The sequence below is a fragment of the Pseudarthrobacter scleromae genome, from assembly GCF_014644515.1.
Lineage (GTDB): Bacteria > Actinomycetota > Actinomycetes > Actinomycetales > Micrococcaceae > Arthrobacter > Arthrobacter scleromae.
The window spans coordinates 125117-145360 of sequence record NZ_BMKV01000004.1; the positions used below are offsets into that span (position 1 = coordinate 125117).

Consider the following 20244-nt stretch of genomic DNA (forward strand, 5'->3'; position numbering starts at 1 on the left):
CAGGATGGTGGCATGGGCACCCCGCTATCTGAACTCATGTCAACGCTCCGTTCGGGCAATTCAACGGCTCCCCGCCTTACGTGGTACGGCCCTGACGATGAGCGGGTGGAGCTCTCCGGCAGGGTGCTGGACAACTGGGTTGCCAAGACGAGCAACCTGCTCCAGGACGAATTGGATGCCACCCCCGGCATGCGCCTGCGCATGGATTTACCCGCGCACTGGAAGTCGATGGTCTGGGCGCTGGCCGCCTGGCAGGTGGGGCTGCAGACGGTTCTTGACGGGGGCACTGCGGACTACCTGGCCACGGCTGATCCCGAGGCAGTGGAAGGAAAGTACGACGCCGTCATCGCCGTGGCCTTGCCTGCGCTGGCGATGCGGTGGCCGGGTGCGCTTGCCGCCGGCTGCCTGGACTACGCCGCCGAAGTCCGCTCCCACGGGGACGTCTTCATGGCGCATGCCGAGCCTGATCCCGCAGGGTGCGCCCTCGTGGCGGGGGACGGTCGGACGCACTCCCATCAGGACCTGCTCAGCAGCTTCGCCGCCCGCCATGATGAAGGCGTACGCCTTCATGTTCCTGCCGGGAACGGATTGGAAGGCGCGCTGTCCAATGCCCTGGGCGCCTGGCAGCACGGTGGATCGGTGGTCATGACGCATCCAAAGGTGGAGCTGACGGACAAGCTGCTCACAGCGGAGCGCATCCACGGCAGCTAGGAAAGCCGGGGCCTTACGCCCGCCGGCGCCCCACGTTCTCCAGCTACGGCTTGGCGCGCCCGTCGGTCGAAGGCTCGGGCTCCGCTTCGCGCTCCACCCCGGAGCCGTGCTCCTTGTGGCGGTGGTGAAGCTCGATGAGCTCGTGGTCGTGGGAGAACTCCGGTTCCTGGTCCAGTTCCTGGTTGAAGACCAGGAACCGGTAGGCGAAGAAGCGGACCACGGTAGCCACAAGAATGCCCGCCACTCCGGCCAGGAACAACATGTTCTTGTCCGTGATGCCCATCCCGTATTTCGCAAGGGCTGTGAAGCCCGTGGAGATCCCGATGCCTATCCCGTTGATGAGGACGAACATCAGGAATTCGCGGAGCACGTTGGCCTGCCGGCGGTGCCGGAAGGTCCAGAGGCGGTTGGCGATCCAGGAGAAGACCGTGGCTACGGAAGCGCCAACGAACCGCGCCTTGGCCTCGCTGTCGGTCATCGGACCGTGCATCAGGTAGTACGTGAGACCGTTGTCGATCACGAAGGCCACACCGCCCACGGCTCCGAACTTGGCCACTTCGCGCCAAAAAAGCGAGGCGAGCCCCCGGATACGGTCTGCAAGTGTGGTGAACATGGCCCTCCATGGCTGTGTGAACTGTGGGCCATTGGGCCGGAGGCCATTTTAGCCCCCAAACCTGTGAGTCAGCCTTCCCAACCGGCGGAAAGGGGTACCCCAGCCGCTGAAAGACTCCCGGCCCGCCGGACCGGAGCGCGGGATACCGGACGGTCTTCGGTAGGCTGGCCCATGTGACTTTTCCAGTAATAGGCGTAGTTGGCGGCGGCCAGCTTGCCCGAATGATGGCCCCTGCAGCAACTGCCCTCGGCTTCGAACTCCGTGTCCTCGCCGAAGGGGACGACGTCTCTGCCGTCTCGGCAGTGTCCTCCTCGCCGGTGGGCGATTACAAGGACCTGCAGACGCTGTTGGACTTTGCCCAAGGCCTGGACGTTATGACTTTTGACCACGAACACGTCCCCACAGACCACCTACGCGCGCTGCAGGACGCCGGCGTTAACGTCCAGCCCGGGCCTGATGCACTCGTGAACGCCCAGGACAAACTGGTCATGCGCGCCGCCATCGACCGGCTGGAGCTTCCCAACCCGGCCTGGGCCTCCGTGCCGGACGTGGCGGCACTGGTCAGTTTCGGCGATGAAACAGGCTGGCCCGTTGTGCTGAAGATGCCGCGCGGCGGGTACGACGGCAAGGGTGTCAGGATCGTCGCCTCTGCAGAAGAAGCTGCCGAAACCTCTGAATGGTTTGACGCCATGAGCCCCCTCCTCGCTGAGGCCAAAGTGGAATTCACGCGGGAGCTTTCAGCACTCGTTGCGAGGACACCCGACGGCGAAGCCCGCGCCTGGCCGGTGGTACACACCATCCAGGTGGATGGTGTGTGTGATGAAGTGATAGCTCCCGCCCTGGACATCCCGGTGGAGGTCGCTGCTGCCGCGGAGGACGCTGCCCTGCGGATTGCTGGTGAACTTGGCGTCACGGGCGTGCTGGCCGTTGAACTCTTTGAGACCCCCGGCGTCGGGGCAGGGTTCCTGATCAACGAACTCGCCATGCGCCCCCACAACACAGGGCATTGGACGCAGGACGGCTCGGTGACAAGCCAGTTCGAGCAGCACCTGCGGGCGGTACTGAACCTTCCCCTGGGCGCCACCGATGTGCTTGGCCCCGTGGTGGTAATGAAAAACTTCCTGGGCGGCGACAACCAGGACCTGTTTTCTGCCTTCCCGATGGCGCTTGCCAGTGAACCCGCCGCAAAGGTGCACTGCTACGGCAAGTCCGTCCGCCCGGGCCGCAAGATCGGCCACGTAAACCTGGTGGGTTCATCCACGGCGGACGTTGATTCCGTCCGCCGCCGTGCCACGATGGTGGCAAGCATCATCCGCGACGGCCGGGCACCGGCAGAAGAACTGCCAAGCACTTTCGAGGAGAAGCCATGAGCGCCCCAACCACCCCCTCCACAGCTTCGGAGGCCGCCCCGCTGGTGGGGCTCGTCATGGGATCCGACTCCGACTGGCCCGTTATGGAGGCTGCGGCTGACGCGCTGGCGGAGTTCGGCATTCCCTTCGAGGCCGACGTCGTGTCAGCCCACAGGATGCCCACCGAAATGATCCGTTACGGGCAGACAGCCCATGAACGCGGCCTGAGGGTCATCATCGCCGGGGCCGGCGGCGCAGCCCACCTGCCGGGAATGCTGGCCAGCGTCACCCCGCTCCCGGTGATCGGGGTTCCCGTTCCGCTCAAGACCCTGGACGGAATGGATTCCCTGCTGTCGATCGTCCAGATGCCTGCCGGCGTCCCGGTGGCCACCGTGTCCATCGCAGGAGCCCGCAACGCCGGGCTTCTAGCCGTGCGGATGCTCGCTGCGGGCACGGACGAGCTCGCAGCGTCGCTCCGCGCGGACCTCCTTGATTTCGCAGCAGACCTCAACGCAGTCGCCACCCGCAAGGGTGCCAACCTGCGCCAGAAAGTCAGCGAGGTCTTCGCAGACGGCAACGGCGCCCTGCGGAGCGGCCGCTAGGCGGCGCGTATGTCCAGCAGCAAAATGCGACAGGCAGCCGCCCCCGGCACCTCCATGACCGACCCGGTCCGTTACCCAGCCAGTGCTTCCTCTCCTGTGCGCACGAAACGGGCTTTCGTCCTCATCCTTTTGACCCTCCTGGTTCCGGGCAGCGCCCAGGTCGTGGCCGGCAGCCGCAAACTCGGCCGTGCCGCGCTGCGCGTCACCCTCGGCGTCTGGGCAACCCTGGCCGCCGCGGTGCTCCTGCTGCTCTTCAACCGGACCCTGCTGATCAACATCATCACCCATCCCTCCACTTCCCTGGTGATCGTCATCCTGCTGGCAGCCCTGGCAGCTGCCTGGGCACTGCTCTTCCTCAACACCCTCCGGCTCATCCGCCCCACACTGCTGGCACCCCGGGCACGGCCCGCAGTGGGGATAGCACTGGTGCTGGCCATGGTCCTGGGCAGCGGATCCCTTGGCTATGCTGCCTACCTGCTCAATGTGGGGCGTAATGCGATCGGGAGCATCTTCTCCTCCGGCCCCACGATCGATCCCGTTGAAGGCCGCTACAACTTCCTGATGATGGGTGGGGACGCCGGCGAGGACCGCACCGGGAGGCGCCCGGACAGCCTTTCCGTCCTCAGCGTGGATGCCAAGTCGGGGCAGACGGCCATCATCTCCGTGCCCCGGAACCTCCAGAACGCCCAGTTCAGCGAGGACTCCCCCATGCGGGCCATCTACCCGGACGGCTACGACTGCGGGGACGAGTGCCTGATCAATGCCATCAACACCGAGGTGACGAACGAGTACGCCGACCTGTACCCCGGAGTGGCCGACCCCGGCGCGCAGGCCACCCTGGAAGCCGTATCCGGGACGCTTGGGCTCACGGTGCAGGCCTACGTCCTGGTGGACATGGACGGTTTCTCCAGGCTCATCGACGCGATGGGCGGCATCAGGATCAAAGCCGGCGGGTGGGTTCCCATGAGCGGTTACTTTGACGACTTCACACAGACCCACGGCATGCCGCTGGGCTGGATCCCGGCCGGTGAACAAACCCTCGACGGCAACCAGGCACTTTGGTACGGAAGGTCACGGGAGTATGTGGACGACTACTCGCGCATCCAGCGCCAGCAGTGCGTGCAGCAGGCCATGCTCAAGCAACTGGACCCCGCCACCCTGCTGGCCAAGTTCGAGGACATCGCCGACGCTGGAACCAAGGTAGTGGACTCCAACATCTCCTCCTCGCAGCTGGGGAGCTTTGTGGACCTTGCCATGAAGGCCAAGGGCCAGGACATCAAACGGCTGACCATCGGCCCGCCTGACTTTGATGCCTCGTTCTCCACGGTTCCGGACTTCGACGAAATCCACAACCGCGTGGACCAGCTGCTGGCTTCCGCGTCCTCGCCCCAGGCGGCTGGCGTGCAGGACGACGCCATAGTGGAAGCGGGCGCCGCACCGGGGCACGTCCAGGCCGCGGCAGCCAGGCCTGCCGGCATCTTCCCCCTTGCCGGCTCCGTTCGGGCACAGCAGTCACCCGCGCCGTCGGACTTCACTCCGGTGACCACCACGCCCGACGGCGAGCTGATCACGGAAGAGATGCTGACCCAGCTCAAGCTCGAGGGCAACGAACAGGCCATCGCCGGGCTCGTGGCAACCAACGGCCAGTGCGCTCCGCTGTAGCCGCACACTTCATCCAGCAGACCTAGGGAACGGAACCGGTTTTGTACGAGATTGAGAACGTCCTGCGCGATTATGCCTGGGGTTCGACGACGGCCATCGCGGCCCTCCTGGGCCGGCCCGAGTCCGGCCGCCCGGAAGCCGAACTGTGGATCGGCGCGCACCCCGATTCGCCATCCACCGCCCGCGTCCCCGGGGACGGGCCGGCGGGGACCGCGCTGGATGCCCTCATCTCCAGCGATCCCGACCATTACCTTGGCGCGGACTCCGTGGCCCGTTTTGGCCCCCGGCTGCCTTTCCTGGCCAAGATCCTCGCCGCAGCCCAGCCCCTGTCCCTGCAGGTCCACCCCAGCCTGGAGCAGGCGCGCGCCGGATTTGCCCGCGAGAACGCGGAAGGGGTGCCGGCGGGCGCCCCCAACCGCAATTACCGGGACGACAACCACAAACCCGAGATGATCCTCGCCCTGACCCCGTTTGAGGCGCTGTGCGGATTCCGTCCGGTGGCGGAAACCCGGGAGATCCTGGCGCACGTCGCGGCAGCCTGCGGCTCCAGCGAAGCCGGCGTCCCTGCCCTTGTCGGAGAGCTGCAGGAGGACCTCGGCGCCAGCGATGAGGGACAGGCTCTCCGGAAGGCCTTCGAGCGCCTCATCACCGGAGGCCGGTCCGTCGCTGAGGATACGGCGCTGGTGGTGGCTGCACTCCTGTCCGAAGCCGCCCTGGCCCCGCATGAGGCCGAGCTGAAAACCGTCATCAGCCTCAACGAGAAGTATCCAGGGGATCCCGGTGTCCTGATCTCCCTGCTGTTGAACCGGGTGTCACTGGCGCCGGGCGAAGCTGTGTACCTGCCGGCCGGAAACGTCCATGCGTACCTGCACGGCCTCGGCGTGGAAGTCATGGCGTCCTCGGACAACGTCCTGCGCGGCGGCCTCACGCCGAAGTTCGTGGACGTACCCGAACTGCTCCGCACCGTTGATTTCCAGCCTGTTGCGGTGCCCATGCTGGCCGCCGAGCGGACGGCCCTGGACCAGGAAGTGTTCCGCCCGCCGTTCGAGGAGTTCCAGCTCCAGCGGATCGAGCTCGCGCCGGGCGCGGCCCCGGTCCCGCTGGCGCAGTCCGGGGCAGCCGTTGTCATCGTGGTGGCAGGAGATATCTACCTGGACTCGCCCAAGGGCGACCTGCAGCTGTCGAGGGGCGGCAGCGCCTTCCTGGCGGCCGCCGAGGCTCCGGTCAACGTCCACCCCGTGGCCGGCAGCACGGAGAAGGCGCTTGCCTTTGCCGTGACCACCGGCCTCTAGCAGCCGGCGGCGCTCCAGGCATCAACGGCAAAGGGCGACGGCGGCACCCGGGCGGGGTGCCGCTGTCGCCCTTTGCTGAGCGCAGCTGGGGTGAAGCTAGCTGCCGGGGCGCAGCCGCTGGAGCAGGGGGCGCACCCGGCCGGCAGCGGCCTTCAGGACGCGCCGTCCCGTCTGGAGTCCCCGACGCGCCAGGGGCATGGCCTGGGCGTAGGCGGGGTACAGCGGCGAAAGCGGCTTCTCCCAGGTTCCCATGAGCATGTTTTCGTGCTTGGCGAACTGCTTCTTGAAGTCGGAGATGCCGTCGTTGAGGAGTCCGTTGAAGTCGTACCGGCGGCAGCCGTCCTCCCGCATAGCCTGCAGGGCCGCCCACTTCACGCCGTAGTTGACGCGCTGTTTCTGTCCCTCCGCGGACACGCCGCCGTAGAGCTCAAAGGCAGTGGAGCCGCTCCTGGCGAGCCAGACGAACGCCAGCAGCTGTTCGCCGTCGAACGCCCCAATGATGGGTGAGCCATCCCCCATGTTCCGGAAAATGTCCCGGTAGTACTGGTCCTCGTGGATCCCGAACCCGGCGCGTTCAGCGGTCTCGTGGTAGATCGCGAGCACCTGTTCAAGTTCGGCGTCGTTCTTCACCTTGCGGAACTCCACGTCGCTGCGCATCGCCTTGCGGATGTTCGCACGCGTGGACTTGGACATGTCCGCCATGAGCTCGTCGTCGGACCTGGTGAGGTCAAGGATCAGCGTGCGCGGGATCAGCACCGTGTTGGCGGACGGACGGAATCCTGCGGCTGCCACGGCTCCTGCGAAAACAGAGTCCTGGTCCCAGTCGGGTTCGATGCTCAGGGCAACGCCACCGTGCCGGACTGCCGCATGCTCGGCGAGCCGGTTCAGGACCGCCTGCGCGTTCTCCGGGGCGCACATGGGCCCCCGCGGAATGTAGACCAGGGCCCGGAAGGGAAGCGGAAGGCGGCGGACCAGCAGCTGGGCGCAACCGATGGTGTTGCCGGCGTCGTTGATGAGCACGCGGTCAACGGTCCAGCCATGCATGGCCTTGGTTTCGCCCCAGCCCCACAACTGTTGCGGATGTCCCTGGAACCGGTCAACGTGGTCGTCCCAGAGGGCGCGGTCAGTACAGGGCACAACAGCAGGAATCATGGCTTCAACCCTATACCAAGCGCTTAAAACGCCAGGCCCCCGGAAGTGCGCTGCGCACTCCGGGGGCCTGGCGAATTAGCGCGCCGGGCGTCAGCTCTTGCGGGCGTAGCCCTCCCACTTGTCAGCGCGGTGCTCGCCGTCAACGAAGCGGATGGTGCCGGACTTGGAACGCATCACGATGGATTGGGTCAGGACCTTGTCCTTGGAGTAGCGGACGCCCTTCAGCAGGTCGCCGTCGGTGATGCCCGTGGCGGCGAAGTAGCAGTTGTCGCTGGAGACGAGGTCGTTGGTGGAGAGGACCCGCTCCAGGTCGTGGCCGGCGTCGATGGCCTTCTGCTTCTCTTCGTCGCTGGTGGGCCAGAGGCGGCCCTGGATGACACCGCCCAGGGACTTGATGGCGCAGGCTGTAACGATGCCTTCCGGCGTGCCGCCGATGCCCATCAGCGCGTCAACGCCTGTGCCGGTCCGCGCGGCGGCGATGGCACCGGCGACGTCGCCATCCATGATGAACTTGGTGCGCGCACCAGCTTCACGGATTTCCTCCACCAGCGGCTTGTGGCGGTCGCGGTCGAGGATCATGACGTTGAGCTGGTTGACCTTGACGCCCTTCGCCTTGGCGATGAGGTGCAGGTTCTGCTTGACCGGGAGGCGGAGGTCCACCATGTCCGCGGCTTCGGGGCCGGTGACGAGCTTCTCCATGTAGAACACGGCGGAAGGATCGAACATGGAGCCGCGCTCGGCCACCGCGAGGACGGCCAGGGCGTTATTGATGCCCAAGGCAGTCAGGCGGGTTCCGTCGATGGGGTCCACGGCAACGTCGCACTCTGGGCCGGTGCCGTCACCGACGCGCTCTCCGTTGAAGAGCATGGGGGCCTCGTCCTTCTCGCCCTCACCGATGACCACAACGCCGTTGAAGTGGACGGTCTGGAGGAAGGAGCGCATGGCGTCGACCGCTGCGCCGTCGGCCTTGTTCTTGTCGCCGAAGCCCACCCAGTGGCCGCCGGCGATGGCTGCGGCTTCAGTCACGCGGACAAGCTCGAGGGCAAGGTTGCGGTCCGGCTCGTCAATGCCTACGGCAAGCGACGGGGAGATCGTGGAGTACTTCTGGGTCATGGACGCTGGTGACACGTGAACCTCTTCTTCGAGTGGCGATCATAAAACCCGCCCCGCCGGTGCAGCAGCGCGGTGATTCCTCTGCTACCGATCATAGTCGCGAGCCGCTCAACGGGGTGGCGGATGACGCGCCCGCGCAATGTACCGGCGACGGCGGCCAGGGGCCTGATGCGCCCAAATGGAAGTCGGCTGCCGGAATGGGCGACTATAGAGGGGTGAATGACATGCAGGAAAAGACCAGTCCCAGCCCCGAGCCGGCCGGATCCGAGGGCAACGGCGGACCCGGCGCCGCGGCAGGAAATGCGCCGGTAAAGCCTGTCATTCCGGCTGCTGCCGCAAAACGCGCCAACGCCTCGGTCATCGGGATGATCATCGCCCTGGTGGTGAGCATTGCCGCGTTCCTGCCCATCATCCTCATGAATCCGCTGCCCAAGAGCGATGGCTACCGTCCGAACATCGACGTGGCAGCCGTCTCGCGGAATGCCACGGATGTGGCAGGATTCACACCCGTCGCGCCGGACACCGGCGACAGCTTCCGTCCCAACTACGCCCGGTGGGAAGCCGGAACCGGCAACGGCGTCCCCACCTGGGAAGTGGGATACCTGACGCCTAAGGAGTCCTTCATCGGGCTGGTCCAGACCAGGAACGCGAACCCCACCTGGCTGCTGCAGCAGACGCGCAACGCACCCGTCACCGGCTCCCGGAGCGCCGGCGGGCAGGAATGGGAACTTCGGGACACCGGCAAGGGTGAGAAGTCCCTGGTGCTGGACTACCGCGGGACCACCGTCGTCTTGTCCGGGGAGGCCCAACTGGACGAGTTCGCCGCACTGGCGGCCGCCGTCGTCACGTCCCTGGAAAGCAACCCGGCTGTCACAGTTTCACCCTCCCCCGCCGCAGCGCCGTAAGGTAGGCGCGTGACTACCTACCTGACTCCCGCACTCGCCTGGCGCCGGCTGCGCGAAGGCAATGAACGTTTTGTCAACGGTGAGACCTCGCACCCCAACCAGGATGCGTCGCGCCGGTCCTCTTTGGTGGAGAACCAGCACCCGTTCGCCGTGATCTTCGGCTGCTCCGATTCCCGGCTCGCTGCTGAAATCATTTTCGACGTCGGCCTGGGCGACGTCTTCGTCGTCAGGACCGCAGGCCAGGTGATCGACGACGCCGTCCTGGGGTCCCTCGAATACAGCATCGGCGTGCTGGGCGTGCCGCTGATCGTGATCCTGGGACACGACAGCTGCGGTGCCGTGAGCGCCACGAAGTCGGCCGTGGAAACCGGGCAGATGCCGGCAGGCTTCATCCGGGACCTCGTGGAACGGATCACGCCGTCCGTCCTGACATCGCTGCGCAACGAGCAGACCGACGTCAACGACATGGTGGTGGAGCATGTCAAGCAGACCTCGGAACGGCTCGTGGACAGCTCCCGTGTGATTTCCGACGCAATCGGGTCAGGCAAGGCCGCCGTGATCGGCCTTTCGTACAGCCTGGCTGAGGGCCGCGCGAACCTTGTTTCCGGAATCGGCGAGCTCTAAGGGGCGTTCCGGAACGGCTCCGCTGACAGCGTGTAGCAAGCAGTTCACGGTTTTCGGTGCGGCGCCCGGGCGTCCTAAGCTAGCCCCATGACTTCCACTGAAGAGTTCCGCATTGAACATGACACGATGGGCGAAGTCCGCGTCCCCGTGAACGCACTGTACCGCGCGCAGACGCAGCGGGCAGTGGAGAACTTCCCGATTTCCGGCAAAACCCTGGAGCCTGCGCACATTGAAGCGCTGGCCCGGGTCAAGAAGGCTGCCGCCCAGGCCAACGCTGAACTGGGTGTGCTCGACGGCGAGCTGGCCAAAGCCATTGCAGAGGCCGCGGACCAGGTCGCAACGGGCAAGTACGACGGCGACTTCCCCATCGACGTCTTCCAGACCGGCTCCGGCACGTCCTCCAACATGAACACCAACGAGGTGATCGCCGAGCTGGCCACCCGTGCCCTCAAGGCGGCCGGCAGCGACAAGGTTGTCCACCCGAACGACCACGTCAACGCCTCGCAGTCCTCCAACGACGTTTTCCCCACGTCGGTGCACGTTGCTGCAACCTCCGCCCTGATCAACGACCTCATTCCCGCACTCGGCTACCTGGCCGAATCGCTGGAGCGCAAGGCTGTTGAATTCAAGGACGTGGTCAAGTCCGGCCGCACCCACCTGATGGATGCCACGCCGGTGACCCTGGGCCAGGAGTTCGGCGGCTACGCGGCCCAGGTCCGCTACGGCATCGAGCGCATTAACGCCTCGCTCCCCCGCGTGGCCGAAGTTCCCCTTGGCGGCACGGCGGTGGGCACCGGCATCAACACCCCGGCCGGGTTCCCGGAGCGCGTCATCGAACTGCTGGCCACGGACACGGGCCTGCCGCTGACCGAGGCACGCGACCACTTCGAGGCGCAGGCCAACCGCGACGGCCTGATCGAGGCGTCCAGCCAGCTGCGCAACATCGCCATCTCCTTCATGAAGATCAACAACGACCTCCGCTGGATGGGGTCCGGCCCCAACACGGGCCTTGGCGAGATCGCCATCCCGGACCTGCAGCCCGGCTCATCCATCATGCCCGGCAAGGTCAACCCGGTCATCTGCGAAGCCTCCATCATGGTGGCAGCCCAGGTCATCGGCAACGACACCGCCATCGCCTGGTCCGGCACCAATGGCGCGTTCGAGCTGAACGTCGGCATCCCGGTTATGGCGTCCAACCTGCTGGAATCCATCCGCCTGCTCGCCAACACCAGCCGGGTCATGGCAGACAAGATGATCGACGGCATCACCGCGAACGTGGAGCGTGCCCGCTTCCTGGCCGAGGCATCCCCGTCGATCGTGACTCCGCTGAACAAGTACATCGGCTACGAGAACGCGGCCAAGATCGCCAAGACCGCCGTCGCGGAGGGCCTGACCGTCCGCCAGGCCACCGAGAAGCTGGGCTTCGTCGGTGACGGCGAGGGCCAGGTCTCCGAAGCGGACCTGGACAAGGCACTGGATGTCACCACCATGACGGCTCCGGCGCACAAGGCTTAGTCTCCTTTCACCGCCGGTCCACCGGCGAAAGGCCCCTGCCAAAGCACGACGGCGGCCGCCCACCTTCCCAGCGAAGGCGGGCGGCCGACGTCGTGCTGAGGAGTTCCAGAAACTTGCACTAAGTGGCATGGAGTGCAAAACTGTACTTTGTGAATGAAAGTGCAGCAATAGCGGGCGGCCTCCGCGAGCGCAAACGGGCAGCAACGCGCTCCGCAATCACCTCGATCGCCCGGAAGCTGACCGCCGAACGCGGCCTCAACGGCTACACCGTGGAGGAGGTCTGCGAGCAGGCCGACATTTCCCGCCGGACGTTCTTCAACTACTTCCCCACCAAGGAAGATGCCGTCCTCGGCCACATCGACGATGACATTCCCGCAGGTGTCCTGGAGGAATTCATCGCGGGCGGGCACGCATCGCCCGCCGGCGAAATCTCCCCCACGCTGTTCCAGGACCTCGTCCGGCTTTCCCTGAAACTGTCCGAGCACATGGCCGCCTCGGAAGAGGAAACCCGCCAGCTGATCGGCGTCATTAAGAAGGAGCCGCAGCTGATCCTCCGGATCATCGGAGTAACCGAGCAGCGGGAAGCCCAGTTCGCCCGGGATGTCGCACTTCGCGAAGGCGTGGCCCCGGACCACCCCGTGGTCCAGATGGCTGTGGTCCTGCTGGGGACCATCGCCCGGAAAAGCAGCATGGCCTACTTCTCCGAAGGCAACACCCGCCCGTACGCCGAGCTGCTGATGGAGAACATCTCTGCCGCCAGCGAGCTCTTTTCACAGCCATTCGAACTCCCGGTACCCGCAGAAGGACACTCATGAGCACCGCCGCCAGTGCCAAGGCAGCAGCCGGCCCGCTGCTGCTGACGCAGAAACGCATCTGGATCATCTTCTCCGCCCTCATTGCCGGCATGCTGCTCTCCAGCCTGGACCAGACCATCGTCTCCACCGCCATGCCCACCATCGTGGGCAAGCTGGGCGGCGTGGAACACCAGGCCTGGATCACCACCGCATACCTGCTGGCCACCACCATCGTGATGCCCATCTACGGCAAATTCGGTGACGTGCTGGGCCGGCGCAACCTGTTCCTGACAGCCATCGCCCTCTTCACCCTGGCCTCTGTGGGCTGCGCCCTGGCCACCGACTTCTGGGGCTTCGTCATCTTCCGTGCCATCCAGGGCCTGGGCGGCGGCGGCCTCATGATCCTCTCGCAGGCCATCATCGCCGACATTGTGCCGGCAAAGGACCGCGGCAAATACATGGGCCCGCTGGGCGCCGTCTTCGGCCTCTCCGCCGTGGCCGGCCCCCTGCTTGGCGGCTTCTTTGTGGACCACCTGACCTGGGAATGGGCCTTCTACATCAACATCCCCATCGGCATCGCAGCGTTCGCCGTTGCGTGGTTCACCCTGACGCTGCCGAACAAGAAGGCAGACAAGCGGATCGACATCCTGGGCGTCGTCCTGCTGTCCGCCGCCACCACGTGCCTCATCTTCTTCACGGACTTCGGCGGAAAGAAGGACGAAGGCTGGGACTCCCCCCTCACATGGGCCTTCGGTGCAGGCATGGTCCTATCCGCGGCCGCCTTTATCATGGTGGAACGCCGGGCCGAAGATCCCATCATTCCCCTGAGCCTGTTCCGCAACCGCATCTTCGTCAACGCTACGGCCATCGGCTTCACCCTTGGGCTGGGCATGTTCTCCGCGATTGCGTTCGTGCCCACCTTCCTGCAGATGTCCTCGGGCACCTCCGCGGCTGAATCCGGCCTGCTGATGCTGCCCATGATGGCCGGCCTGATGGGCACATCCATCTACTCCGGCATCCGGATCTCCAAGACCGGCAAGTACAAGATGTTCCCGATCCTCGGCGCGGCGCTCACCATGGCCGCCATGCTCTGGATGACCACCCTCGCCGCCAGCACCCCCATCTGGGTCATTTGCGTCCAGCTGTTCATCTTCGGCTCCGGCCTGGGCCTGATCATGCAGGTTGTGGTCCTGGTGGTGCAGAACTCTGTCCCGGCCGACCAGATCGGCACCGCGACCAGCACCAACAACTACTTCCGCGAAGTGGGCGCCGCCATGGGTGTGGCCGTCTTCGGCGCGATCTTCACCAACCGGCTCTCGGAGTCCCTCACCAGTGCCTTTACCGGCGCCGGCGCGTCGGCAGACCAGGCGGCCCAGTCCACCAGCACGCTGGATCCGCAGGCCCTGAGCCAGCTTCCGGAGCAGCTGCGCGGCGCCATCGTCAACACCTACGCCGAGTCCCTTGCCCCGGTGTTCTGGTACCTGATCCCCTTTATTGCGGCGGCCCTGGTCCTGGCCATCACGCTGAAGCAGATCCCGCTCTCGGACACTGCGGGCATGGTGGCCCGCGGCGAGGCCGTGGGCGGCGAGGAAGCCGAGCGGCTCGCCGCGGGGCTTCCCGGGCCGGCACCAGCAACAGCAGGTGCGGACAGGGCACCGGATGCCGGGGCTGTGGAGAGCGTCAAGGACGACGACGGCGAGCTGGTCTCCCAGCGCAACTGACCGCCGTCGTCCTGCCGGCAATCACTCTGCAGGGCTGCCGGGCACGTGGGCAGGGGCGCCGCAATCTTGGGGTTGCGGCGCCCCTGTTGTGCTTCCTTATGATGAGGCCGCGATGGTTCGATCAGGGTTCGAAGTGCGCGGCTTCGGCGGATGCAAGGGCACGGTGGATGCTGGTGAGGTGTCCGGCCATGAGTTCGGGCAGTTCATCGATTCCAAACCAGCCGACGGCCACCGACTCGTCATCATTCACCCGGGCAGTCCCGGAGACGTAGCGGCAGAGGAACACGACGTCCAGGAACTCGCACACATCGCCGTTGGGGTAGGTGAAGGGCCCCACGGCCCCCACAGACACCACGCGCTCCGGTTCGGCCACCACCGCCGTTTCCTCAAAGATTTCCCGCACCAGCCCGCGGGCCGGCTGTTCGCCCGGCTCAAGCATGCCGCTCACCAGGGCCCACTGCCTGTTATCTGCCCGTTGGGCCAGCAGCACGCGGCCCGCGGCATCCACCACCACGCCCCGCACCCCCGGGACCCACAGCGGATCGTTGCCGATTTTCTTGCGGAGCTTCAGGACATAGTCAGGCGCAGGCATTGAGCCAGCCTATCGAACTGTTTCTCCACGTCGGCTGCCTGAACTCCCCGATCCCGGCCGCTGAAAGTCAGGCCGGCAGCAGCATCGCTGCGGCGGTTCCGGCGAGCATGAACGGGCCGAAGGGGATGGACGATTTAAGCGTTCCCTTGCGGGCCGCCAGGAGTGCGACGGACCAGAGACCGCCCAAAAGGAAGGCCAGGAACGTGCCTGCAAACAGATGCCCCCACCCGAGGTAGCCGAGGTACATTCCCAGGACTCCGGCGAGTTTCACGTCCCCGAAGCCCATACCCGGCGGGTACACCAGCCGCAGGAGGAAGTAGAAGAGCCACAGGATGGCCGCCCCGGCCACGACCCGGAGCACCGGCTGGGACGCAAGGCCTGCGAGTGGACCGGCGGGCCCTTGGCCGGAGCCCGCCCCGGCCAAGGCCGCCGCCGCAAGGAGCAGGACGCCGGCCACGGCATACGACGGAAAAACGATCCTGTTCGGCAGCAGGTGGTGCCGGACGTCGATCACCGTGAGCCGGACGGCCATCACCGTGAAATAGGCGCACGCGGCAAGCAGCAGCCAGAAGGCCGGCGGAGTGTGCTGCCATAGTTCGCCCAGTCGATGGATCACCCTCGGATGCTACTGGATTTCCACCCGCCCACGCACGGCCCGCGCGTAAACTGTGGATATGGCGACGTGGGACTTCCGGCACCGGCCGGATCCGGACAGTGGAGCTGCCCCCACGGACCTTGCAGCGATGTTCCGGAACCTGTGCCGGTCCTCCCCCTGGAAATGGCAGTCGCTGCGCTTCGAGTACTGGAACGAACCGTTCGCGGAAGCTCCCAGCCCTGCAGCTCCCCTGGTCCGCGCCTGGCTGCGGCGCCCCGGAGCCCTCCGCCTGGAAAGCCCTGAAGGACTGGTCCTCCACAGCACCACGGGGATCAACGACTCCAGGGACGGGCTCTACATCAGCTCCACGCGGAAATCCTGGCTCCTGCCGCCCCACCTGGTGACGCCCGTTTATGACGACCTCGGCCTGGTGCGGCGGCGGCCCGAGGCGGCCTACGGGGAGCCCGGCTTCGGCAACGGACGCTTCTCCGCGGCGCTGGATCCGGTGGAGCTTTCCGGCAACGCGCCCGTGCCCCTCGAGTTCCCCGGCAGCAACCCGGTGGAGGTCCAGGATGTCCGCCGTGTTGAGCATGAGGGCCGGCCGGCGCTTGAGGCGGTGGTGGCCCCGACCGCCGCCTACCATCCCGCGGATCCCGCCGCTCCCCTGTGCATGCCGGGCCGCTCCATGATCAGGGTGGACCTGGGGACCGGCGTCTGTGTGTCCAGCCGCTCACTGGAACCTGAAACGGACCGGTACGGCCACTGGCTGCGGATTATTGCCGTGGACGAATACATGCTGGACGACCTTTTCCTGGCCGAATCCATGAACCTCACCGACGTCCGCCGCCACATCAGCTGGGACGTTCCCGCCTGACTGTGACAGGCCACAATCGGGGCCCATCGGCTAGGCTTCGCGGATGATTAGCATGAGCTCCATCTGGCCGTTGTACGACCTGAAACTGACCACTCCCCGGCTGAAGCTCCGGCCCGTCACCGAACAGGACATCCCGGCAGCTGTCGACGCCGCCCGCAGCGGAATCCATGAACCCGGCCGGAACCCCTTCAGCACGGCATGGGCAGAGGCTCCCCTGAAGGAAATGGGGCCGCGGATGGCCCAGTGGCAGTGGCGTCTCCGCGCCGAATGCACCCCCGAGTCCTGGACACTGCTCCTGGGCATCTGGCACGAGGAGGAGTTCATCGGCTGCCAGGACCTGGGCGCGAAGAACTTTGCGCTGTTGAAAACCGTCTCCACCGGATCCTGGCTCAAGCAGTCCGCGCAGGGCCGCGGCCTTGGCAGGGAGATGCGCGCCGCCGTCGCGCTTTACGCATTCGACTGGCTGGGTGCAGAAGTCGCCGAGTCCGAAGCCGCGGACTGGAACGCGGCCTCCCTGGGCGTCTCCCGCTCCCTCGGCTACGAGCTGAACGGAACCACCCGAAAAGCCTGGGGCACCAAGGTGGAAACGGTCCAGCACGTCCGCCTCACGCCGGACTCCTTCAAACGCCCTGACTGGACCCTCAAGGTAGGGGGCCACGAGGCTGCAGCGAACTTCCTGAACATCAGCTAGTGCCGGGACTTCGTGCCCGGGTGCGCCTTCCGGCAGCGTGCGTCAAAGGCGACGGAGGAGCCAGCACGCAGAGGAAGGGGCACCCGGGCACCCCCGCTTAGCCTTCGAGCAGCTCGGTGACCAGCGCTGCGATCGGAGACCTTTCGGAACGGGTCAGGGTGATGTGGCCGAAGAGCGGGTGTCCTTTCAGGGTTTCGACGACGGCGGCTATCCCGTCGTGGCGGCCGACGCGGAGGTTGTCGCGCTGGGCGACGTCGTGGGTGAGGACGATCTTCGAGTTTTGGCCGATCCTGCTCATGACGGTCAGCAGGACGTTCTTCTCGAGCGATTGGGCCTCGTCAACGATCACGAAGGCATCGTGGAGCGACCGTCCGCGGATGTGGGTGAGGGGCATGACCTCGAGCATGCCGCGGTCCATGACCTCCTCCACCACTTCCTGGCTGACCAGGGCACCGAGCGTGTCGAACACGGCCTGCGCCCAGGGGTTCATTTTTTCGGACTCGGAGCCGGGAAGGTAGCCGAGTTCCTGGCCGCCCACGGCGTAGAGGGGCCGGAACACGATCACCTTGCGGTGCTCGCGCCGTTCCAGGACGGCTTCCAGGCCGGCGCACAGCGCCAGGGCCGACTTGCCGGTGCCGGCCCGGCCGCCGATGGACACGATGCCGACGGCGGGATCCATCAGCATGTCGATGGCCAGCCGCTGCTCGGCGGAGCGCCCGTGCAGGCCGAACACGTCACGGTCGCCCTTGACCAGGCGGACCTGCTTGTCCGGGCCCACCCGGCCCAGGGCAGACCCCCGGTTGGACAGCAGGACCAGGCCGGTGTTGACCGGCATTTCCGCTGCCGCCGGGATAAACACCGGCTCGTGGCCGTAGAGGGTTGAGATCTCCTGCTCGTTGGCTTCGACCTCGGCCACACCGGTCCAGCCGGAGTCCTTGACCAGTTCGTTGCGGTATTCGTCGGCGGTGAGCCCCATGGCCGAGGCCTTGACCCGCATGGGCAGGTCCTTGGATACCACCGTGACGTTCCTGCCCTCGTTGGCGAGGTTCTTGGCGACGGCGAGGATGCGGCTGTCGTTGTCCCCGCTCCGGAAGCCCAGCGGCAGCACCTCCGAGGAGATGTGGTTCAGCTCCACCATGAGGGAGCCGCCGTCGTCCCCGATGGGAATGGGCTGGTTCAGTCCGCCGTGTTTGACCCTGAGGTCGTCGAGGAGCCGCAGCGCTTTCCGTGCGAAGTAGCCCAGCTCGGGGTCGTGCCGTTTGGACTCCAGTTCGGTGATCACCACGATCGGCACGATGACCTCGTGCTCCGCAAAGCGCAGCAGGGCGCGGGGGTCTGACAGCAGGACGGAGGTGTCGATGACAAAGGTGTTAATGGCGGCTTCCCTTCCGGAGACAGCAAAACCGGCCGCAGCATCCGCTGCTGAACCGGTTTGTGAGGTGGCTCGCGTGGCGCGAGAGGTAGCTTTCCCTCCCTGGTCAAAAACGACCTCGGGCAGTTGTTCAGAAGTAGCCACATCGACTCCAGCCCCGGGCACCAGCCCGGAATTGTTAGTGGTGAGGCGGCTCGGCCGGGAGGCCGGGTCCGGCCTCCCATACAACCGGTGCGATGATTCGCTCCATGTACTGGCCTCCCCGATCAGCCGGCGGTTTTGCCAGCTGATGGATATAACGTAAATCCACCCCAGGTAGTTTCCGCAACCATTAGGCGGCGATTCGTGTTGCAGTGGTGTGAACTTGTGATGAACCGGAGTTGTCAGGAGCCGAAGCGGCGCTGCCTTCCCGCGTAGTCGCGGAGGGCCCGCAGGAAGTCCACTTTCCGGAACGCGGGCCACAGTGCCTCGCAGAAGTAGAACTCGCTGTAGGCGCTTTGCCACATCAGGAACCCGGAGAGGCGCTGCTCCCCCGACGTCCGGATCACCAGGTCCGGGTCCGGCTGGCCGCGGGTGTAGAGGAAGCGGGAGATGTCATCCACGCAGAGCTCGTCCGCAAGCTTGCCGATGTCCTTGTTCCTGGCCACGGCGTCATGGAGGAGCTCGCGCACCGCGTCCACGATTTCCCGGCGGCCGCCGTATCCCACCGCCACGTTGACATGGATCTTCTCCAGGACGGGGGTGCGCGCCGTCAGCTTGTTGAGGCGCTCGGCAAGGTAGTCCGGAAGTAGTTCCGGAGCACCCATCGCGTGGACGGAGATGTTGGCGTCCTCGTCCAGCCGGTCCAGGGTGTTGGCGATGATGCCCATCAGCAGGTCCAGTTCCTCGCTGGACCTGTTCATGTTGTCCGTGGAGAGCATGTACAGGGTGACCACTTTGACCCCCAGCTCCTGGCACCAGCCAAGGAACTCGTGGATTTTGTCGGCGCCGGCCTGGTGGCCCTGGCTGGTGGGGGCGTTGAACTGCTTGGCCCAGCGGCGGTTGCCGTCCACCATCACGCCGATGTGGCGGGGAATGCGGTCGCGGGCCAGGTCCTTCAGCAGCCTGCGCTCATAGAAGCCATAGAGGAACCCGGGCAACTCCACGCGTCCACTCACCTGACTTCCTCGCTGTACGTACTTGCACATCCTAGGCTACCGTCCGAAGCGCCCAGGGCCCGCTCCACCTGCCAGGACCAGCGGTCGCCAGAAACCTACCCTTCGGTAACTTACCGATCCGTAAGTTATTCTGGGACCATGAACAGCGACACCCCGGAGGCCCCCCGGACGCCGCAGCCGAAGGACGGTCCCGGCACCGAAAACGGCGCCGGCAACAAGGCCATGGACGAGGCCGCGGTCCGGCTGGCCGAACTCCTGATGATCAAGCCGAAGTGGCGCGGCTGGATCCACACCGTCACAGCCCCCCTTGCCCTGGCGGCAGGGATCATCCTGGTGGCCCTTGCGCCGACGGCGGACCGCAAAATCACGTCCGCCATTTACGCGGCCACGGGCGTCCTGCTTTTCGGAGTCAGTGCCGTCTACCACCGGGGCAACTGGTCACCCGGGGTCAAGATCGTCCTCAAACGGCTGGACCACACCAACATCATGCTGGTGATCGCCGGCAGCTACACCCCACTTGCCTGGACCCTCCTGGAAAGGCCCCAGGCAGTCCTGCTGCTGTGGGTCATCTGGTCCGGGGCCATCCTCGGTGTCCTGTTCCGGCTGCTGTGGACGGACGCCCCCCGCTGGCTCTACGTACCCATCTACATCGCCCTGGGCTGCGGCGCGCTGTTTTACCTACCGCAGTTCTTCCAGGCAAGCGTCCTGGCAGCTGTCCTGATCTGCGTGGGCGGCATCCTGTACATCACCGGGGCAGTCTTCTACGCCCTCAAGAAACCGAATTTCAGCTACCACCACTTTGGGTTCCACGAACTGTTCCATGCCCTGACCGTGGTGGCTTTCGCTGCGCATTTCGTGGCGATCGCCACGGCCGTCCTCAGCTGACGGGGCCGCACGCCCCGGACGTCCT

General features: G+C 65.9%; 20 protein-coding genes. 13 read left to right on the forward strand and 7 right to left on the reverse strand.

From position 1 onward, the window contains the following. The first annotated feature begins 12 nt into the window (after positions 1 to 12). Positions 13 to 711 (forward strand): TIGR03089 family protein, encoded by a 699-nt coding sequence (locus IEX33_RS11515; RefSeq protein ID WP_188730319.1) that lies wholly within the window; start codon positions 13 to 15, stop codon positions 709 to 711. A gap of 43 nt (positions 712 to 754) precedes the next feature. Here the strand turns inward: IEX33_RS11515 and IEX33_RS11520 are convergent, their stop codons facing one another. Next, positions 755 to 1324: a GtrA family protein gene (locus IEX33_RS11520; protein ID WP_104185362.1), complete on the reverse strand. Its 570-nt coding sequence runs from the start codon at positions 1322 to 1324 to the stop codon at positions 755 to 757. A gap of 173 nt (positions 1325 to 1497) precedes the next feature. On the opposite strand from IEX33_RS11520, the gene IEX33_RS11525 reads away from it, so the two are divergent. The 4 genes from IEX33_RS11525 to manA are packed head-to-tail and all read left to right on the forward strand — an operon-like array spanning position 1498 to position 6229. After that, the gene (locus tag IEX33_RS11525; RefSeq protein ID WP_188730321.1) at positions 1498 to 2694 is read left to right on the forward strand and encodes a 5-(carboxyamino)imidazole ribonucleotide synthase; all 1197 of its coding nucleotides are present in this window, start codon (positions 1498 to 1500) and stop codon (positions 2692 to 2694) included. Next, positions 2691 to 3275 carry a 5-(carboxyamino)imidazole ribonucleotide mutase gene (gene purE, locus IEX33_RS11530; RefSeq protein ID WP_188730323.1) on the forward strand — a complete coding sequence of 195 codons (585 nt, stop codon included), beginning with the start codon at positions 2691 to 2693 and terminating at the stop codon, positions 3273 to 3275. Before IEX33_RS11525 ends, purE begins: the two co-directional genes overlap by 4 nt. Positions 3276 to 3284: 9 nt before the next feature. After that, positions 3285 to 4937 (forward strand): LCP family protein, encoded by a 1653-nt coding sequence (locus tag IEX33_RS11535; protein WP_188730325.1) that lies wholly within the window; start codon positions 3285 to 3287, stop codon positions 4935 to 4937. A 41-nt stretch (positions 4938 to 4978) separates the two neighbouring features. Continuing rightward, positions 4979 to 6229, forward strand: a complete 1251-nt coding sequence (gene manA / locus IEX33_RS11540; protein WP_188730327.1) for a mannose-6-phosphate isomerase, class I — start codon at positions 4979 to 4981, stop codon at positions 6227 to 6229. 96 nt (positions 6230 to 6325) lie between these two features. Here manA and IEX33_RS11545 read toward each other — a convergent pair whose 3' ends face one another. Then, positions 6326 to 7381, reverse strand: a complete 1056-nt coding sequence (locus tag IEX33_RS11545; RefSeq protein ID WP_188730330.1) for a lipid II:glycine glycyltransferase FemX — start codon at positions 7379 to 7381, stop codon at positions 6326 to 6328. 90 nt (positions 7382 to 7471) lie between these two features. Continuing rightward, complete coding sequence (gene glpX, locus IEX33_RS11550; RefSeq protein ID WP_181038053.1) at positions 7472 to 8494, reverse strand: class II fructose-bisphosphatase; 1023 nt, start codon at positions 8492 to 8494, stop codon at positions 7472 to 7474. A 224-nt stretch (positions 8495 to 8718) separates the two neighbouring features. On the opposite strand from glpX, the gene IEX33_RS11555 reads away from it, so the two are divergent. From IEX33_RS11555 to IEX33_RS11575, 5 genes are all read left to right on the forward strand, one after another. Continuing rightward, on the forward strand, positions 8719 to 9399 hold the full coding sequence (locus IEX33_RS11555) for a DUF4245 domain-containing protein (protein WP_377089631.1): 681 nt from the start codon (positions 8719 to 8721) through the stop codon (positions 9397 to 9399). 9 nt (positions 9400 to 9408) lie between these two features. Next, entirely contained in the window at positions 9409 to 10023 is a 615-nt protein-coding gene (locus IEX33_RS11560) for a carbonic anhydrase (RefSeq protein ID WP_104185370.1), read from the forward strand. An 87-nt stretch (positions 10024 to 10110) separates the two neighbouring features. Then, on the forward strand, positions 10111 to 11538 hold the full coding sequence (locus IEX33_RS11565; protein WP_104185371.1) for a class II fumarate hydratase: 1428 nt from the start codon (positions 10111 to 10113) through the stop codon (positions 11536 to 11538). A gap of 149 nt (positions 11539 to 11687) precedes the next feature. Continuing rightward, on the forward strand, positions 11688 to 12353 hold the full coding sequence (locus IEX33_RS11570; protein WP_188730332.1) for a TetR/AcrR family transcriptional regulator: 666 nt from the start codon (positions 11688 to 11690) through the stop codon (positions 12351 to 12353). Next, positions 12350 to 14053, forward strand: coding sequence for an MDR family MFS transporter (locus IEX33_RS11575; protein ID WP_188730333.1), 1704 nt, complete (start codon positions 12350 to 12352; stop codon positions 14051 to 14053). The genes IEX33_RS11570 and IEX33_RS11575 overlap by 4 nt, the downstream gene beginning before the upstream one ends. Positions 14054 to 14174: 121 nt before the next feature. Here IEX33_RS11575 and IEX33_RS11580 read toward each other — a convergent pair whose 3' ends face one another. Together IEX33_RS11580 and IEX33_RS11585 are read right to left on the reverse strand one after the other, a co-directional pair. Then, complete coding sequence (locus tag IEX33_RS11580) at positions 14175 to 14645, reverse strand: NUDIX hydrolase (protein WP_188730335.1); 471 nt, start codon at positions 14643 to 14645, stop codon at positions 14175 to 14177. A gap of 67 nt (positions 14646 to 14712) precedes the next feature. Next, complete coding sequence (locus tag IEX33_RS11585; protein WP_188730337.1) at positions 14713 to 15261, reverse strand: prepilin peptidase; 549 nt, start codon at positions 15259 to 15261, stop codon at positions 14713 to 14715. A gap of 58 nt (positions 15262 to 15319) precedes the next feature. On the opposite strand from IEX33_RS11585, the gene IEX33_RS11590 reads away from it, so the two are divergent. Beyond that, on the forward strand, positions 15320 to 16114 hold the full coding sequence (locus tag IEX33_RS11590) for a hypothetical protein (protein ID WP_188730339.1): 795 nt from the start codon (positions 15320 to 15322) through the stop codon (positions 16112 to 16114). Positions 16115 to 16157: 43 nt separating this feature from the next. After that, positions 16158 to 16805, forward strand: a complete 648-nt coding sequence (locus tag IEX33_RS11595; RefSeq protein ID WP_188730340.1) for a GNAT family N-acetyltransferase — start codon at positions 16158 to 16160, stop codon at positions 16803 to 16805. 97 nt (positions 16806 to 16902) lie between these two features. On the opposite strand, the gene IEX33_RS11600 is transcribed toward IEX33_RS11595, so the two are convergent. Together IEX33_RS11600 and IEX33_RS11605 are read right to left on the reverse strand one after the other, a co-directional pair. Further along, a complete protein-coding gene (locus tag IEX33_RS11600; RefSeq protein WP_188730342.1) occupies positions 16903 to 18321 on the reverse strand; it encodes a PhoH family protein in 1419 nt (472 codons plus the stop codon). A gap of 239 nt (positions 18322 to 18560) precedes the next feature. Next, a complete protein-coding gene (locus tag IEX33_RS11605; RefSeq protein ID WP_229675373.1) occupies positions 18561 to 19322 on the reverse strand; it encodes an isoprenyl transferase in 762 nt (253 codons plus the stop codon). 234 nt (positions 19323 to 19556) lie between these two features. Between IEX33_RS11605 and trhA the strand changes: the two genes are divergently transcribed. Further along, a complete protein-coding gene (gene trhA / locus IEX33_RS11610; protein ID WP_188730879.1) occupies positions 19557 to 20219 on the forward strand; it encodes a PAQR family membrane homeostasis protein TrhA in 663 nt (220 codons plus the stop codon). The last annotated feature ends 25 nt before the right edge of the window (positions 20220 to 20244 follow it).

Coding starts and splice junctions, on each gene's coding strand:
- IEX33_RS11590 (WP_188730339.1), top strand. CDS start 15,320: ATGGCGACGTGGGACTTCCGGCACCGGCCGGATCCGGACAGTGGAGCT.
- IEX33_RS11545 (WP_188730330.1), bottom strand. CDS start 7,381: ATGATTCCTGCTGTTGTGCCCTGTACTGACCGCGCCCTCTGGGACGAC.
- IEX33_RS11575 (WP_188730333.1), top strand. CDS start 12,350: ATGAGCACCGCCGCCAGTGCCAAGGCAGCAGCCGGCCCGCTGCTGCTG.
- IEX33_RS11520 (WP_104185362.1), bottom strand. CDS start 1,324: ATGTTCACCACACTTGCAGACCGTATCCGGGGGCTCGCCTCGCTTTTT.
- IEX33_RS11565 (WP_104185371.1), top strand. CDS start 10,111: ATGACTTCCACTGAAGAGTTCCGCATTGAACATGACACGATGGGCGAA.
- IEX33_RS11535 (WP_188730325.1), top strand. CDS start 3,285: ATGTCCAGCAGCAAAATGCGACAGGCAGCCGCCCCCGGCACCTCCATG.
- IEX33_RS11595 (WP_188730340.1), top strand. CDS start 16,158: ATGATTAGCATGAGCTCCATCTGGCCGTTGTACGACCTGAAACTGACC.
- IEX33_RS11580 (WP_188730335.1), bottom strand. CDS start 14,645: ATGCCTGCGCCTGACTATGTCCTGAAGCTCCGCAAGAAAATCGGCAAC.
- IEX33_RS11555 (WP_377089631.1), top strand. CDS start 8,719: ATGCAGGAAAAGACCAGTCCCAGCCCCGAGCCGGCCGGATCCGAGGGC.
- IEX33_RS11515 (WP_188730319.1), top strand. CDS start 13: ATGGGCACCCCGCTATCTGAACTCATGTCAACGCTCCGTTCGGGCAAT.
- purE (WP_188730323.1), top strand. CDS start 2,691: ATGAGCGCCCCAACCACCCCCTCCACAGCTTCGGAGGCCGCCCCGCTG.
- trhA (WP_188730879.1), top strand. CDS start 19,557: ATGGACGAGGCCGCGGTCCGGCTGGCCGAACTCCTGATGATCAAGCCG.
- glpX (WP_181038053.1), bottom strand. CDS start 8,494: ATGACCCAGAAGTACTCCACGATCTCCCCGTCGCTTGCCGTAGGCATT.